The organism is Gammaproteobacteria bacterium (assembly GCA_030949385.1).
Taxonomy (GTDB): domain Bacteria; phylum Pseudomonadota; class Gammaproteobacteria; order JAUZRS01; family JAUZRS01; genus JAUZRS01.
The window spans coordinates 16671-32932 of sequence record JAUZSP010000004.1; the positions used below are offsets into that span (position 1 = coordinate 16671).

The 16262-nt window shown below is 51.9% G+C and carries 13 protein-coding genes; 11 read left to right on the forward strand and 2 right to left on the reverse strand.

The genetic code is table 11. The features are described from left to right. The first annotated feature begins 3 nt into the window (after positions 1-3). The 3 genes from Q9O24_06590 (at position 4) to Q9O24_06600 (ending at position 5944) form a co-directional block, all read left to right on the forward strand. Complete coding sequence (locus tag Q9O24_06590) at positions 4-423, forward strand: ClpXP protease specificity-enhancing factor (protein ID MDQ7074816.1); 420 nt, start codon at positions 4-6, stop codon at positions 421-423. 36 nt (positions 424-459) lie between these two features. Continuing rightward, positions 460-2508: a methionine--tRNA ligase gene (gene metG, locus Q9O24_06595; protein ID MDQ7074817.1), complete on the forward strand. Its 2049-nt coding sequence runs from the start codon at positions 460-462 to the stop codon at positions 2506-2508. A 154-nt stretch (positions 2509-2662) separates the two neighbouring features. Beyond that, positions 2663-5944 carry a BTAD domain-containing putative transcriptional regulator gene (locus tag Q9O24_06600; protein MDQ7074818.1) on the forward strand — a complete coding sequence of 1094 codons (3282 nt, stop codon included), beginning with the start codon at positions 2663-2665 and terminating at the stop codon, positions 5942-5944. Between the two features lie 15 nt (positions 5945-5959). Here Q9O24_06600 and Q9O24_06605 read toward each other — a convergent pair whose 3' ends face one another. Beyond that, positions 5960-9181 carry a BTAD domain-containing putative transcriptional regulator gene (locus tag Q9O24_06605; protein ID MDQ7074819.1) on the reverse strand — a complete coding sequence of 1074 codons (3222 nt, stop codon included), beginning with the start codon at positions 9179-9181 and terminating at the stop codon, positions 5960-5962. A gap of 281 nt (positions 9182-9462) precedes the next feature. On the opposite strand from Q9O24_06605, the gene rsxA reads away from it, so the two are divergent. From rsxA to Q9O24_06645, 8 genes are read left to right on the forward strand one after another with little or no spacing between them, the layout of a single operon-like run. Then, complete coding sequence (gene rsxA, locus Q9O24_06610; GenBank protein ID MDQ7074820.1) at positions 9463-10044, forward strand: electron transport complex subunit RsxA; 582 nt, start codon at positions 9463-9465, stop codon at positions 10042-10044. 3 nt (positions 10045-10047) lie between these two features. Further along, on the forward strand, positions 10048-10617 hold the full coding sequence (gene rsxB / locus Q9O24_06615; protein MDQ7074821.1) for an electron transport complex subunit RsxB: 570 nt from the start codon (positions 10048-10050) through the stop codon (positions 10615-10617). Then, on the forward strand, positions 10617-12197 hold the full coding sequence (gene rsxC, locus Q9O24_06620) for an electron transport complex subunit RsxC (GenBank protein ID MDQ7074822.1): 1581 nt from the start codon (positions 10617-10619) through the stop codon (positions 12195-12197). The genes rsxB and rsxC overlap by 1 nt, the downstream gene beginning before the upstream one ends. Positions 12198-12202: 5 nt before the next feature. After that, positions 12203-13240, forward strand: a complete 1038-nt coding sequence (gene rsxD, locus Q9O24_06625) for an electron transport complex subunit RsxD (GenBank protein MDQ7074823.1) — start codon at positions 12203-12205, stop codon at positions 13238-13240. 2 nt (positions 13241-13242) lie between these two features. Beyond that, on the forward strand, positions 13243-13890 hold the full coding sequence (rsxG, locus tag Q9O24_06630) for an electron transport complex subunit RsxG (GenBank protein MDQ7074824.1): 648 nt from the start codon (positions 13243-13245) through the stop codon (positions 13888-13890). Continuing rightward, complete coding sequence (locus Q9O24_06635) at positions 13883-14587, forward strand: electron transport complex subunit E (GenBank protein MDQ7074825.1); 705 nt, start codon at positions 13883-13885, stop codon at positions 14585-14587. Before rsxG ends, Q9O24_06635 begins: the two co-directional genes overlap by 8 nt. Then, on the forward strand, positions 14587-15222 hold the full coding sequence (nth, locus tag Q9O24_06640) for an endonuclease III (GenBank protein MDQ7074826.1): 636 nt from the start codon (positions 14587-14589) through the stop codon (positions 15220-15222). The genes Q9O24_06635 and nth overlap by 1 nt, the downstream gene beginning before the upstream one ends. Before the next feature lie 29 nt (positions 15223-15251). Beyond that, entirely contained in the window at positions 15252-15698 is a 447-nt protein-coding gene (locus tag Q9O24_06645) for a DUF1841 family protein (GenBank protein MDQ7074827.1), read from the forward strand. Here the strand turns inward: Q9O24_06645 and Q9O24_06650 are convergent. Further along, the gene (locus tag Q9O24_06650; protein MDQ7074828.1) at positions 15695-16261 is read right to left on the reverse strand and encodes a YfaZ family outer membrane protein; all 567 of its coding nucleotides are present in this window, start codon (positions 16259-16261) and stop codon (positions 15695-15697) included. The two genes, Q9O24_06645 and Q9O24_06650, sit on opposite strands and share 4 nt — an antisense overlap. Position 16262: the final 1 nt, after the last annotated feature.

The following is a 16262-nucleotide window of genomic DNA, read 5'->3' on the forward strand; positions in this document are numbered from 1 at the left end:
CGGATGTCAGATATTATGACCTCCAATCGCGCCTATCTGGTGCGTGCCTTATTCGACTGGATCATTGATAACAACCTGACCCCGTACTTGTTGGTCGATGCATCTGACCCACAGGTTGTGGTACCGCAGCAATTTGTCGAAGAGCAGAAAATCGTCCTCAATATCAGCCCCAGCGCCACCAGCAACTTGGTGCTGGGCAATGAGGCCATCGGTTTTAATGCGCGTTTTTCTGGCCAGCCCATGAACGTCTCTTTTCCGATAGATGCTGTGATGGCCATTTACGCTAAAGAAAACGGCCAAGGGATGATGTTCGCCAAAGAAGAGGCCGCTGTTTTATTGGACAATGAAACCGACTCTGATCCTGAACCAAAACCACCCACACCGCCTGCCAGCAAACGACCCACGCTGAAGGTCGTCAAATAAGCCCCTTTCTCATCTGCCAACAAGCGCCTTATCGTTATGACATCACCTCGTAAAATATTGGTCACCAGCGCCCTCCCCTACGCCAACGGCTCGATTCATTTAGGCCACTTGGTTGAATATTTACAGACCGACATCTGGGTGCGTTTCCAAAAAATGCGCGGTCATAACTGCACCTACCTCTGTGCCGACGACGCCCACGGCACACCGATTATGCTGCGCGCCCAGCAAGAAGACATCAATCCAAAGACCCTGATTGACAGAGTTCGCGCCGAACACGAAGCGGATTTTGCCGATTTTCAGATCGAATTCGACAACTACCACAGCACCCACTCCGAAGAGAACCAGTTTCTCTCCAACCACATTTACACCCGACTGCGTGACGCAGGCCACATCAGCCGACGCACCATCAAACAAGCCTACGACGAAGAAGCGGGCATGTTTCTGCCCGACCGCTTTGTCAAAGGCGACTGCCCCAAATGCGGCGCGCCCGATCAGTACGGCGACTCCTGCGAAGCCTGTGGCGCAACGTACAGCCCCGCCGAACTGAAAAACGCCGTCTCAGCGATCAGTGGCAGCGCACCGGTGGAACGTGAATCAGAACACTACTTTTTCAAATTGGCCGATTTTGAGCCAATGCTCAAGCAGTGGACGCAAGGCGAACACATGCAGCCCGAAATCGCCAACAAACTGCAAGAGTGGTTTGAAGCCGGTCTGCAAGAGTGGGACATCTCTCGTGATGCACCCTACTGGGGGTTTGAGATCCCCGATGCCCCAGGCAAATATTTTTACGTCTGGCTCGATGCGCCCATCGGTTACATCGCCAGCTGCAAACACCACTGTGACAACAACGGCCTCGACTACACCGATTTTTGGAAGCCCGACAGCGACGTTGAGCTGTATCACTTCATTGGCAAAGACATCGCCTATTTCCACACCCTCTTCTGGCCTGCCATGCTCGAAGGTGCGGGCTTTCGCAAACCCGATGCGGTCTTCTGCCACGGCTTTTTGACCGTCGATGGCAAAAAGATGTCCAAATCACGGGGCACCTTTATCAAAGCGCGCACCTATCTGGACCACCTCAACCCCGAATATCTGCGCTACTACTTTGCTGCCAAACTCAGCTCCGGCATCGACGACATCGACCTGAATTTAGAAGATTTTGCTCAGCGAGTGAACTCCGACTTGGTGGGCAAACTGGTCAACATCGCCAGTCGTTGCGCCGGTTTTATCAAAAAACGCCACCAAAATCAGCTTTGTGAGCGCATCGACAATCCCGAGCTGTTGGCCGACTTTATCGCCGCCGCGCCCAAATTAGCGCAGCAGTACGAAGCCCGCGAGTTTAGCAAAACCATGCGCGACATCATGGCGCTGGCGGATCGCGCCAACCAATACATCGACGAGAAAAAACCGTGGATCATGGCCAAAGATGAGACTCAAGGCCAAGAGGTACACAACGTTTGCAGCATGGGCATCAACCTCTTCCGCATCCTGATGGGCTACCTAAAACCGGTGCTGCCGGTTTTAGCACAAAAAGCCGAACTGTTTCTCAACGTCGAACCACTCAGCTGGGAGCACTTAAGCACCCCATTGCTCGATCACCAAATCAACAAATTCAAGCCGCTGATGACCCGCATAGACCTCGAAAAAATCGAAGCAATGATGCAACAGACTCAGGTCGAGTTAGAACAAGAACACGCTCTGAAACTCGCCAACAGCCCGAAAAAAACCACCACCGCACTGGACAAAGAGCCTCTCGCCGCTGAAATCAGTTTTGACGATTTTGCCAAACTGGATCTGCGCATTGCCCGTATCGACAAAGCCGAGCACGTCAAAGGCGCAGACAAACTGCTGCAACTGACCTTAAATCTGGACGGTGCGACTAAAACCGTTTTTGCCGGAATCAAGTCCGCTTATCAACCCGAAGAGTTGGAAGGTCGTTTAACGGTCATGGTGGCCAATTTAGCGCCGCGAAAAATGCGTTTTGGCCTCTCAGAGGGCATGGTGCTGGCCGCCGGTCCTGGTGGAGATGAATTGTTCATTTTGCAACCGGACAGCGGCGCAAAACCCGGCATGAAAGTGAAATAAGCGGTTTTATCCACATCTGAAAAAAGCGTGCAAAACCCGCTTTTTCGATAAAAACTGCAAAGCAAAGCCCATATCTGCTATCTTTGCTCCAGCGTCACAATAAAACCAAAAAAACACCCAATGACTCATCACAACCACTCTGATTACCACACTTATGGATAAATCCATTCAAGTCCACGATTATCAAATATCGACTCGAAAATTAGCCCCTTCGGCAGCCGCTGTTGTCCGCAGCCTAAAACGCCCCCGCGTGATGGAATATCTCCACGACGGCGGTGCCAATCGACGTATTTTTGCCGTCGAAGGTCAAGCAGGACAAGGCAAGACCACCCTGATTTCACAGTTTTTGAAAGAGTATCACTGTCCTAATCTCTGGTACCAGCTGGATGAAAATGACACCCAGCCGATTCATCTTTTGGCCGGTCTGCTGTCGCTCTGTTACCACAATTTTTCAGATTTTGAATCACCCTTTTTAGAGCGTCTGGTGGAGTGGGGCGAAACCACCGACGACAAATTAGAGACCGCCGTTAACAGTTTGGTCTCCACTTTGGAACGCTACATTGGCAATGAACGTTATCTGGTATTAGACAACTTTCAAATTCTGGAAGGGCATAAAAAATCAATTAAAATCGTACAGATGTTGCTGGATCAAGCACCCAAACAGCTCAAATTCATCTTGATCTCTCGCCTACCAGTCACCCTGCTACTGGGTAAACGCAACTCACCTCAGGAATGGCTGACCCTTGGCAACCAACGATTGGCCTTTAACCACGACGAAATGCATCGTCTCTCCAGCGAAATCTTTGGCAATACCCTCACCGAAGAAGCGTACCAAGAGCTGTATAAAAACACCCAGGGCTGGCCTGTCGGGCTGATCTCCATGGGTCACAATCAAGACGACACCCTGCCCTCACCCAGCGGCATTATCACCGATGCCAAAAGCGCACTGTTGCTCAGTGACATCGGCTCCTACTTTAAATACGAACTGCTGGAAAAACTGCCCCCGGAACAGCGCAGCTTTCTCTCCCAAATAGCCCTACTGGAAGAGATCAGCACACCACTGGCCAGCGCGGTCACTCAGCGTGAAGACACACAAAAACTGTTGTGGTTGCTGCTGGAACGCCACGGTTTTCTCTACCGCCTCTCGCGCACCACCTACACATTGCATCCGCTGTTGCGCACCTACCTGCGCGAAGAGTCACAAAAGCAACTCAGCAAAGAGGCGCTGAACCAATACCTACGGCGCATTGGCAACCACTTCCAAGAGGAAGATAAAACCCACAAAGCAGTTTATTATTTTCTCAAAGCCGGTGATTACCAACATACCGAATCACTGCTGCAACAGATGAACGCCCGTCTGCTAAAAATTCCTCAGCACACCAGCGATCTGGAAGAGTTACAGCAACTTCTGCCGAAAAAAATCAGCGAAAATTCAGGCTGGTTATCTCTGCTGCTGGCCGCCATCCAGATGGAAACGGCTCCGCTGGAAGCCAGCCGCCACTTTGAACGAGCCAGAACCCTGTTCAACCAAAGTGACGATAAAAAAGGCTTGTTATTACTGATCACTCAAGAGCTGCTGTTCCACGCCCTGATTGACGGTCGCCATGAACGCTGTGCCGGTCTGCTCTCAGAGGCAGAGCCGCTCTATCAAAGCCTGCATCAGCAAATTGATCCCTACTCCACCATTTACATCAACAGCTCCTTGAGTGCTGCCAGCCTATTTGTCCATCAACAACAAGGCCCACGCGCCCTGAACGACACTTTGCGTATTGCCGAGCAGGGAAAATACCGTGACTTGATGATTCACATCCATCTATTGCAGGCCTTTCACCGGGTGCTCACCGGCCAGCTCAATGCAGCCAAAGAAGATCTCGAGGTACTACATCAAGCACTGCATCAAAACCAACTCAACCAGCTGGAACGCTGCCTCGCCTTTACCGTCGTCAGTTATTGGCTCTATAAATCAGCCAATTTTAGCGCCCTGAAACGTCATCTCACCCAGAAAAAAGAGCTGCTCAACGAAACATTACTTAACCAGACCCTACTTGCTTCGGTGATCCAAGTACTGCAAGTACAGATGTCCATTGCCGAAGGTCACTACGCCCAGGCTCGCAGCTTAGTGCGACGCACCCGCAGCATGGCCTACATCAATGATCATCGCCCGCTGCACAACCGCTTGATGCTCTATCAAGGCCTATTGGAAGCGATGAGCGGCGAATCCACTCAAGCTGCGCAAATTCTGAACGAATTGGAACAGCGCATCACCTCTGAAGGCCCCTTGGCGATCCACGACCACACCCTGATCGGCACCATTTACATGATGCTCGCCAATTGGGAACACGCCAAACGGCACTTAGACAAGGCCATTCAGTGGGGGCAAGTCTATGGCAATCAACAAGCCATCGCCGGAGCACTGCTGCACCGTATCTTTGTCCAGATTCAGCGTGATGAAACCGCCACCGCCAGCGCCGACATCAATCACTTCGTCTCCTTGATGAAGCAGATCCAATACCCCCATTTTGACCTCTGGTTACCGCGCATCAGCGAAGAGGTCTTCCGCTACGCGGTGACAAACAACATCGATGCCGAATACATGCGTGAAATCTCCGCCTCACGGCTCGACATCGGCATGGATGCCAAGGGCAACTCCATTCCTATCCTGCACATTGAGTGTCTAGGCCGTTTGGACTTTTTGCTGCACACTGAAACACGGCTCTCACAAGCCGATTTAACCCCCGCTCAGCGTGCCTTAATTGCTCTGTTGCTGACCACCCCTGAACTGCACATGGATCAAGCCGACATTCAACAAGCCCTGTGGCCAAACAGCCCACTGGAAAAAGCCCGTGCCACCTTTGATGCCCTATTGTCACGCCTGCGCAGCACCTTTAATAAGTCACTGACACCGCACTCAGCAAAATCTTACTTGCTGCTCAAGCGAGGTGAACTGTATTTGATTAATTGCCAAGCGGATCTGCTGTTGTTTGCTCAAGAAGGGCAAAAAGGGCTGAAGCTGTCCAAAAGTGGTAAATTCTGGGAGGCCAGCCTGTCACTTTATGCCGCGCTGGAAAAATGGCAAGGGGAATTCTGTATTGGCGTTGATCTGACCTACTCGGTACGCGATTTACGCGATCACTTGGGCAGCCAATACGTTCAATGCTGTAAAACACTGGCCAACATCGCTGCCACTGCCAACCGCCCTCATGAAGCCATTCAGCTGCTTACAGAACCGTTCCGTGCCGACCCCAGTGATGAAAATTTGGTCAGTACCCTCTATCTGCTGCACCGCAAAATTGATCAACGCGAAAAAAGCATCAAAATTTTACGCATGTACCGCAGCGCCCTAATTGAAGAGGGCATGGGAAGTACAGAGGCCAACGAAATCGTAGTGGAACTCTACAACAATCTCAAACAGCAACTGCTCAACAGCGAGCCATAAACCCGCACTGCGGATTTAAAAGGTGAAGGGTTTGCTGCCGTTGTGAGTTTTCACCACCATCGCAATGGTGTCTTCCAACGAGGTACCCGCCTCAATCAGTGCATTATGGTAGGCGGTCAAAACCAACGCCGCTTGATCTCGTTGCCCCAGCTGTTTATAAAGACTGTAAAGCCGACGTACCAGACTTTCATCGCTGGGATCCCGCTGGAAAAAGAGCTTCAATAGATCAACGGCCTCCTGATGCTCCCCCTCTCGTTCCACCAACTGCGCCAAAGCACGGCTGCACTGAGCGTGCTGTTCATTGAGCTGTTCGCGCAGATCATCAATCACCAGCAAATTCTGCTCTTCAGGGCAGAGCGGACCTTGCCAATAGTTGACTGCCTTGCGCAAACAGAATCCCGCCTCCCAATGTTTACCCTCCTTGTAGAGGCGCAAACCCTCCTCGCTTTGGCGACGGAAATGGTGCAGATCCACCTCACAATTACTCAAACAGAGCACGCCCCGCTTCAAGACAAAATACGACTTTGCCTTCCACGGTTTCAGCGCTTTATTCAAGGTGCTTCTGACCCGAGACAAAAGGGCATCAAAATTAGCCCGCGCCTTTTCTTGCGGACTGTCAGGCCACAACATCAGCTGCACCGAAGCTTGATCCAAACAGAGATCTGGAGCGGTAATCAACAGCGACAACAGAGAACGTTGAGCGGGGGTTAAATCCGACTGTTGCAAACGAGACTCACCAGATAACGTAAAAGAGATGTCGCCCAAACTCTGCACATGCACCATCGGCAAGACTTGACCTTTATCATCCACTCCCACATCCAAACATTGCACCGCCAATTGACGTAAAAAACGCGACTCAACGCCGTTTTTTATGCCCGTCAAATAGAACTGCATCGCCACATCGGGTATCCACACATCACTGTAACGGCCATTGTGTTGAGGCATCACGGTGACGAATTCTTGGGTATCTTGTTTGGCCAGATCTTCTTGCCCCAAGGCGTGGAACAGAGTCGCTCGCTGCAACAACACCGCCGACTGAGTAAAATAATCTTTACGCAGTTCGGCGCGTTTGTGCGCTTCATCCAAAAACAGTTTGGCTTCGCCGTGATCGCCCAACTGCAGATAAGCGGCTCCCAAAACCAGCAGAGCATGCAAACTGTGCATATCGCCTTTGGCCACTAAGGCCAACTGTGCCAGCGCTTTTTTGTGTGGTGCACTGAAGTTATCCAGCAACAGATCCAACAGAGGATGATAAGGCCGTAAATACTGACTTATGGCCAAATGCCGATCACACGCTGGCAAACCCAAATTTTGCTGTAAAAGGTGTTTGGCGGTTAAAAAATCACCCTCCGCCAACGCCGCCTGCATCTCCCAAACGAGCAACAATGCCCCGGCCAAATTCTGCTCCAAAATAGGCCGCGACAGATAGAGTTTGGAAAGCCTCAGATGACGTTTCAGCTCTTGCAGTTCACCTGAGCGATAGAGCCAATAAGCCATTGCAGCATAAATATAACCCTGCTCCAGTGCATCACACCAAGTCTCACCAATGACCCCGTGCAACGCCTCCATATCGCCTTTTGCTTCCAACAACTGACCCGAGGATATAAGGTCAAACAGGCGCATAAGGCGAATGCGCAGCGCCAAACGTTCAAAACGGTGTTCACTGGCCAGACGCAAAGCGTACTCCAGCGAGTTACGCCCCAACTCGGCATTATCATGAATCACCAGTTGAGCTGCGCCCAGACAGGCGCTGATGTACGCCTTAGCGTAATGGTTCAAACTGTGTTGCAACTCGCTGTACAGCACTGAAGCACGCTGATAAAGGTTCTGCACCTCTTCAATTTGGCCACTGACTAAGGTATGAAACAGAATTGAAAGTGACAACGCCAACAGCTCGCCTTGTTGATCTTCCTCCGCTTTCAACTTATTCAGGGCAAGATGCAGCGGCTCACGAGCCGCAGCAGGATCACATTCCATCGCAGCCGTCGCTTGCAATAACAGCAACCATGCCGAATTTGACTCCTTACGAGCCAGCAGTTGCAGCACATCTTTTGGCTCAATATGGCAAACGATCTCCAATAACGTCGGCCCCATCAAACGCAACAGCTGCTCCACACTGCGCAAATCCCCTGCCCTCAAGGCATAAACCACCGCTTGACGAGGCTGTTTTTGCGAGACCAGACGCTCCATAACCCGCTGTAGAATTTCTTTAAGGTTATTGCGTCCCAAGTACGCACTCGCCTGTTGGCGCAAAATAGTACGCAATAACGGATGCATCTCAAACACCGCTTGTCCAGGACGCTGATAGATAAAACCGTGCTGTTCCACCATCTGTTGCAGCAGTGCCGCAGCGTCTTCACGTCCGCTGACCGTCAACACCAGCGACAACGAAATCGACTCCAACAACGCCACTCGCATCAGAAAATCACGCACATCATTGGAGAGGCCATCCAGCAACTCCCGTTGAAAATAATCACTCAGAGCGGCAGCACTGTTGACGGCTCTTGACTCAGGCAACAGATGCGTCAAACCCACAGGCCAGCCTAAAGAACGACGAAACAGCTCTGCCGCACGGCTTTGAGAAACCCCTTTAGAGATTTGAGCCAATAGAGAAATCACTTCATCACGACTGAAGGCCAATTGGGCGTTGTCGATGATGCACCACAACTGCGTGGCGTGAATGTCACTCAGTAAAATCGCCACTGGGGTGCGTGAGGTGATCAAAAAAGTGACGTCCATCGGTGTCATCTCAATCAAGCGCTGCAACAGAACCAGAGCCGAGCTGCTCTCCTCCAAGACCTGCAGACCATCTAAAACGATATGAACACTTTTTTGCGATTTATGATTTAATTTAACGCAGACATTCAAAGACTGCTGAAAGGCTTCCAGTAACGCCGTCTCATTTTCTAAATCAACAGACGATAACGATTCCAACGGCGGACAAGAGAAACCCAATAACGTCGCCTGACAGGCCTGTACCAAGGAGATCAACAACGTCGCTGGATCACAATCCTTTTCATCCAGCCGACACCACGCATAGGCACAGTCCAGATGTTCCAGATATTGAGAAACAAGTACCGACTTGCCTTGCCCTGCTTGGCCTTCAAACACCGCCACTTGACGATGGGTGGCACGTTTTGTCAAACGCTCAATCAGACGGGGGCGAAACAAAAATCGCTGTGATTCAACAGCAAGGCGTTCAAACTTACCTAGGGGGGTGATTTTATCGTCGTTCATCGATCAACCGTTCTCATTTAACTGAATGTTCTAAAAATGATCGTCTTTCATGACATAAATGAAAAACGCCCCGCTTTCTACCATGCCTGAACTCATTTTCCCAGTTTAAAGCGAACAAACCCACTTTTTAGACGCTAAAACGTCACAGCATGCAAACCTGCTACAAAATATCTCTGCCAAGACTGGAGAGTCAATATGACCAAAGCACCGCCCAAAGAGGATAAGAATTTGTTAAACTCCTGCTCCAATATCACTTTAAACCACAGCAGCCACAGAACGACATGAGCGAATACGCACTAATCCTCATCAGCACCATTTTAGTCAACAACTTCGTTCTAGTGAAGTTTCTCGGCCTATGTCCCTTTATGGGCGTCTCCCGCAAGCTGGAAACTGCGGTGGGAATGGGCTTGGCCACCACCTTTGTGCTGACCTTGTCCTCAGTTTGCAGCTACTTGGCCAATCAATATTTGCTGATCCCCTTCGAGCTGGAATTCCTACGCACCATCACCTTTATCCTTATCATCGCCGTGGTGGTGCAGTTTACCGAGATGGTGGTGCATAAAACCAGCCCGCTGCTCTACAATATTTTAGGCATTTTTCTGCCCCTGATCACCACCAACTGCGCCGTCTTAGGCGTTGCTTTGCTTAACATTCAAGAAGATCACACCTTTATCGAATCGGCACTCTACGGTTTTGGTGCCGCCATCGGCTTTTCTATGGTTTTAGTGCTGTTTGCTGCGGTACGCGAACGAGTCGATGTGGCCGATGTGCCCACCCCCTTTAAAGGCAACGCCATCGCTCTGATTACCGCCGGTCTGATGTCCTTGGCGTTTATGGGCTTTTCAGGCCTAATCAAGGTATAACCCATGCTCAGTGCTCTGATTGTTCTCACCTTGCTGAGTCTGGCTTTTGGCCTACTGCTCGGTTTTTCTGCGATTCGGTTTAAAGTCGAGGGCGATCCGGTCGTAGACCAGATTGATGCCCTGCTGCCGCAAACCCAGTGCGGTCAATGTGGTTACCCTGGTTGTCGCCCCTACGCCACGGCGCTTGCCGAAGGCAACGAAGAGATCAACCGCTGCCCACCAGGTGGCGAAGCAGGCATACAAGCGTTGGCGGATCTGCTCGGACGAGAAGTGATCCCCCTTGATCCAGAAGCGGGTGAAGAGAGTGAACCTGAATTGGCCATCATTGACGAACACGCCTGCATCGGCTGCACCCTCTGCATTCAAGCCTGTCCTGTGGATGCCATCTTGGGTGCCGCCAAACAGATGCATACGGTGATTGAGAGCGAATGCACCGGCTGCAAACTCTGTCTTGATCCCTGCCCAGTGGATTGCATTCTTATGGTGCCAAACCAAGAGAGCCTGAACAGTTGGAAATGGCCTTATCCAGCCTCAAAACAGCCAACGGCTGCGCAACATAAGACGGCCTCCTAATGCCCATCGAACAACTCTCCCATTTCCACGGTGGCCTTAAACTCTCGGGCTTTAAAGCACTCTCCGCCAACAGCCCCATTCAAAAAATGGCGCTGTTGGCGGAATATCGGCTGCCTCTGCAACAGCACATCGGCGAACCTGCTGAGGCCATCGTCAGCGTCGGTGAACGGGTACTCAAAGGGCAGATGATCGCCCAAGCACAAGGCTCCATCAGTGCGCCCATTCATGCGCCCACCTCCGGCACCATCAGCGCCATCGACAAACAGGCGGTGGCGCACATTTCCAGACTGCCCGCCACCTGCATCACCCTCACCAGCGACGGCCTTGATGAAGCATCGCCTGCGCAGCCCCTTGGCGAAGAGTACCGCCAACTGGGTAAACAAACGTTATACGAGCATCTGCGCCAAGCGGGCATTGTTGGTTTGGGTGGCGCAACGTTTCCCACCGCCACCAAACTCGCCCTCGCTTCGAGACGACCTTTAAAAACCTTGATCATCAACGGTGCCGAGTGCGAACCCTACATCACCTGTGATCAAAAGCTGATGGAAGAGCGCGCCGATGAGGTGTTAAAAGGCATTCATGTTCTGATTCACAGCCTGCGTCCGCGCCAATGCCTCATCGGTGTCGAAGACAACAAACCCGCTGCCATCACAGCCTTAAACGAAGCACTCAAAAACGACCCTACACCCTCATCCGTGTCGATAAAAATTGTCGCCGTTGCCAGCCTTTACCCAACGGGCGGGGAAAAACAGCTGATCAAAGTGCTCACCGATCAAGAGGTGCCCAGCGGCGGTTTTCCCGGTGATTTGGGCATTGTCTGCCAAAACATCGGCAGTGCCTACGCCATCTACCGCGCCATCTACGAAGCTGAACCGCTGATCTCACGCATCGTCACCCTCACCGGCGCGGGCATCCAAAATCCGGGCAACTGGGAAGTGCTGATTGGCACCCCCATTGAGCAGTTAAGTCGAGCCGGTGGGGGTTACACGAATGACGTACAACGTCTGATCATGGGCGGGCCGATGATGGGCTTGGCGCTGCACAGCGATGAGCTGCCGATCAGCAAAGCCAGCAACTGCATTTTGGCGCTCAGCAGCAATGAACTGCCCAAAACCGAAACCGTCAGCCCCTGCATTCGCTGCGGAGCCTGTGTGGAGGTCTGTCCCGCCAACCTGTTGCCGCAACAACTTTACTGGCACAGTCGCGCCAAAGACTTTGACAAAGCGCAAGACAACAACCTGTTTGACTGCATCGAGTGCGGCTGCTGTGATTACGTCTGCCCCAGCCACATTCCTTTGGTCAGTTTTTATCGTTACGCCAAAACCCAAATCTGGAACGCCGAACGAGAGCGACAAAAAGCCGATCAAGCCCGAGAGCGACACCAATTCCGCGAACAGCGCATCGAATTGGCAAAACAGGAAAAAGAAGCCAAAATGGCCAAACGCCGTGCCGCCCTCAAAGCTAAAAAAGCCGGTGACAGCAGCAGCTCCGCCAAACAAGACGCCATCAAAGCCGCTCTGGCACGAGTACAGGCGAAAAAAAGCAACAAAGCCTCTAACTCCGAAGGCACACAAGGTTAATCCTCATGCAGTTTAAAACATCCGCCTCCCCACACAACAACGACGTCAACAACGTTGCTCGCGTTATGCGCCATGTGATCTACGCCCTGATTCCCGGCACATTGGCGTATGCGTGGTTTTTTGGCCCTGGTGTGCTCATCAATCTGGCGCTGGCCATTGCTCTGGCTCTGGGCGCTGAAGCGCTGGTACTCAAACTGCGTAAACAAGCCATCAAACCGGTACTCAGCGACGGCAGCGCCCTTGTCACCGCTTGGTTGCTGGTCTTAGCACTGCCGCCCCTCACCCCGTGGTGGATGATCGCCATCGGCATCGGTTTTGCCATCATCGTTGCCAAACAGCTTTACGGCGGCCTCGGCTACAACCCTTTCAACCCCGCCATGGTGGGTTACGTGGTGCTGATCATCTCTTTTCCTCGTGAGATGACCCTCTGGCCCGCCCCGCAGGAATTAGCCCAACAGAGTTTTGGTCTCTGGCAAAGCGCACAGATCATCTTCAGCGGCTCCTTACCCAATGCCCTCAGTTGGGACGCCATCACCATGGCCACTCCGCTGGACATCACCCGCACTCAACTGGGGCAGAACATGATGCTCTCAGAGATCCAAGACAGCCCGCTGTTTGGCACTTTTGGTGGCGTAGGCTGGGAATGGATCGGCAACTGGTTTTTTCTCGGCGGCCTCTACCTTCTCAAAGTTAAAATAATCGATTGGCGCATCCCTTTCAGCCTCATTGCCACGTTGTTGATTGCCACCACCCTGACCTACGCCTCAGCTCCCGATGCTCAGGCCGGCCCCATGTTTCACCTCTTTAGCGGTGGTGTGATACTGGCGGCCTTTTTTATTGCCACCGACCCCGTCAGTGCTCCGGCCAGTAATCGAGGACGCCTCATCTACGGCTGTGGCATTGCCCTGTTTATTGTCATTATCCGTCAGTGGGGCGGTTATCCTGATGGCATCGCCTTTGCGGTTCTGTTAATGAACATGGTGGTGCCTACCCTTGACCACTACATTAAACCGGCTGTCTTTGGCCAGGGCAGCAAGGAGTAAATATGAAACGTGCTCTGCGTCAGATCTCTTGGACATCGTTGGTTTTGGCCAGCTTTGGGTTTATCGGTACTTTGTTGATCGCCGGTACCGAAGCCATCACCCATGAGCGGATTGCCGAAAACCACCGCCAATTGTTACTTAAAAGCCTGCATACCTTGGTACCCGCTGAAAAAATGGACAACGACCCCTATCGGGATCAAATTCTGATTCACAGCGCTGCCCTGAGCAAGCAGGCCATTCCTGTTTATCGAGTACGCAAAGCGGGCAAACCCGTCGCCGTGATTCTCACCACCACCGCCCCTGATGGTTACAGCGGCAGCATCACACTGCTGGTGGGAATCTATCTGGACGGTACTTTGGCTGGAGTGCGAGTCAGCTCCCATCGCGAGACCCCCGGCCTTGGCGATGGCATTGAATCCCAACGTAGCGACTGGATTCTCGGTTTTAACGGCAAATCGCTGCAAAATACCAGCAGCAAAGAGTGGGCGGTAAAACGCGACAAAGGCCAATTTGATCAATTTACTGGCGCAACCATCACCCCAAGAGCGGTGGTAAAAGCGGTTTATAAAACCCTACTCTATTTTCAAACACATCAAGAGATGCTGTTTAACACCCCCACACACACCGCCGCAGGTAACGATCATGAATGACAACGCCAAAATTTTCCGCGAAGGTCTGTGGAACAACAACGCCGGATTGGTTCAACTGCTGGGGCTTTGCCCACTGTTGGCCGTCACCTCCACGGTGATTAACGGCCTCGGTTTAGGTCTGGCAACAATGGCCACCCTGATCCTCTCCAACAGCGTCGTCTCCATGATTCGCCATGTGGTACGCCCTGAAATCCGCATTCCCGTTTTTGTTTTGGTCATCGCCGCCATCGTCACCAGCATCGAGCTGGCCATGAGCGCTTGGATGCACGGCCTTTACACCATTCTAGGTATTTTTATTCCCCTAATTGTCACCAACTGCGCCATTATTGGTCGTGCCGAAGCCTTTGCCTCAAAAAACAACGTCAAACAAGCGGCTCTGGATGGCTTTGCCATGGGGCTAGGCTTTACCCTGTTGTTGGTGGTTTTGGGTGGAATGCGTGAGTTGATTGGCATGGGTACGCTCTTTTCACAGGCGCACTTGATGTTTGGTGAAGCGGCTCGCGGCATGACTTTGCACATCATGGGTGAAGATTATCGCGGTTTTCTGCTCGCCATTTTGCCACCAGGTGCCTTTTTTGGCATGGGCATTTTGATTGTGGTCAAAAACCTCATTGATCAACGCCGCAAAAACAAGCTCTCCAGTCTGGCAACAATCAATGTCATCGTTGAACCCATCCAGCCACCTGCCACCTCCTAATGAACAGCACAAAACGCGCTGAAATTTTCAGCCGCTTACGGGCAGCCAATCCACACCCGAAAACCGAACTCAACTACCAAAGCCCTTTTGAGCTACTGATCGCCGTCATTCTCAGCGCCCAAGCCACGGACATAGGGGTCAACAAAGCCACCGCTAAACTCTACCCCATCGCCAACACCCCACAACAGATTCTTGATCTCGGTGAAGAGGGATTAAAGCTGTACATCAAAACCATCGGTCTGTTCAACGGCAAAGCGCGCAACATCATCAAAACCTGCGCTCTGCTGCTGGAAAATCATCAAGGCGAAGTTCCACAGGGACAAAAAGAGTTGGAAGCGCTGCCGGGCGTGGGGCGAAAAACAGCCAATGTGGTACGCAACACCGCCTTTGGTGTCGCCACCATCGCTGTGGATACCCACATTTTTCGGGTCTCCAACCGGATAAAGCTGGCTCCAGGGAAAAACGTCGTCGAAGTGGAAGAAAAATTGATGCGCTGGGTGCCAACGGAGTTCAAACAAGACGCGCATCACTGGCTGATTCTGCACGGTCGTTACGTCTGTGTGGCGCGTAAACCGCGCTGCGGAGCGTGCGGCTTAGAAGATCTGTGTGAATTCAAACAAAAAAATCTCGACTAACGTATTTAGCCCACAACAAGATTCCTTTTATGTTTTTTAGCAAAGAGCGTCACTCCCTACGCAAAACCTACCTGCACGCGTGGCAAAAAATGCAACAAGGCCAGCCCCTGCAAGCAATGGAAGAGATCATTGCCAACGTGATCGCCGAACACCCCGAGTACCACAAGCAGTTACAGCAGTTGGAAAAGGAGTATCTGCCCGAGAACGGCGAAAGCAACCCCTTCTTGCACATGGGATTGCACATTGCGCTGCGCGAGCAATTGAGCACCAACCGACCCGCAGGCATCGCCACCCTGACCCGCCAGTTGCTGGCCAAACTCAAAGATGGCCATGAAGTGGAACATCAAATGCTGGAATGCCTAGCAGAATCCCTCTGGCACGCGCAACGCTACCAGCAAGCCGCTGACGAACAGAAATACTTAGCCTGCGTGCGTCAGTTGGTGATCAAAATTTGCCAAGAAGAGCCACAAGCTTAAAAATTCAGACGGATGCCCACATGCAGGCGATCATCCAACGTCACATCTCCGCTCAGCTTAAGGCGCGTGTTTAAATAGCGATAACCCAAATAGGCACGCGCAGAAGGCATAACATTAACCTCCACTCGCGCTTCGACTTGAATCACCTCTTCCGTGTCCGAAAAACTGGTGATGGGTGGGGCGTAATACGCTTCCAAGGTCAAACCGACGGGAATGTCTGCGGGCACAATGTAACGTGCAATGCCGCCCAAACCCACCGCTGCCACACTCTCATCGGTACCATCCAAACTGGCAACATAGGCCTTAGCCCCCACACCCAACTGCATTGGCAGTGATTCGCTGGCCGGATGCCCCACCACCAAGATATTGGCATTGGCCATGTAATTACTGGAATCATCGTAAAACACACCCACGCCGATATCAGCACCACCGCTGCCCAAGGCACTGGCATCACTCAAAAATTGAAAATTGGCGGTTTTACTGCTCAAGCTAATGTCCAAACTGGAAGCATTAACCACAGCACTGCCCAGCAGACAGACGCTCAACAAAAGGGGTTTAAACACG

Bases quoted from the DNA above. Each gene is read 5' to 3' on its own strand.
- Q9O24_06590 (MDQ7074816.1), top strand. From the start codon at position 4: ATGTCAGATATTATGACCTCCAATCGCGCCTATCTGGTGCGTGCCTTA.
- metG (MDQ7074817.1), top strand. From the start codon at position 460: ATGACATCACCTCGTAAAATATTGGTCACCAGCGCCCTCCCCTACGCC.
- Q9O24_06600 (MDQ7074818.1), top strand. From the start codon at position 2,663: ATGGATAAATCCATTCAAGTCCACGATTATCAAATATCGACTCGAAAA.
- Q9O24_06605 (MDQ7074819.1), bottom strand. From the start codon at position 9,181: ATGAACGACGATAAAATCACCCCCCTAGGTAAGTTTGAACGCCTTGCT.
- rsxA (MDQ7074820.1), top strand. From the start codon at position 9,463: ATGAGCGAATACGCACTAATCCTCATCAGCACCATTTTAGTCAACAAC.
- rsxB (MDQ7074821.1), top strand. From the start codon at position 10,048: ATGCTCAGTGCTCTGATTGTTCTCACCTTGCTGAGTCTGGCTTTTGGC.
- rsxC (MDQ7074822.1), top strand. From the start codon at position 10,617: ATGCCCATCGAACAACTCTCCCATTTCCACGGTGGCCTTAAACTCTCG.
- rsxD (MDQ7074823.1), top strand. From the start codon at position 12,203: ATGCAGTTTAAAACATCCGCCTCCCCACACAACAACGACGTCAACAAC.
- rsxG (MDQ7074824.1), top strand. From the start codon at position 13,243: ATGAAACGTGCTCTGCGTCAGATCTCTTGGACATCGTTGGTTTTGGCC.
- Q9O24_06635 (MDQ7074825.1), top strand. From the start codon at position 13,883: ATGAATGACAACGCCAAAATTTTCCGCGAAGGTCTGTGGAACAACAAC.
- nth (MDQ7074826.1), top strand. From the start codon at position 14,587: ATGAACAGCACAAAACGCGCTGAAATTTTCAGCCGCTTACGGGCAGCC.
- Q9O24_06645 (MDQ7074827.1), top strand. From the start codon at position 15,252: ATGTTTTTTAGCAAAGAGCGTCACTCCCTACGCAAAACCTACCTGCAC.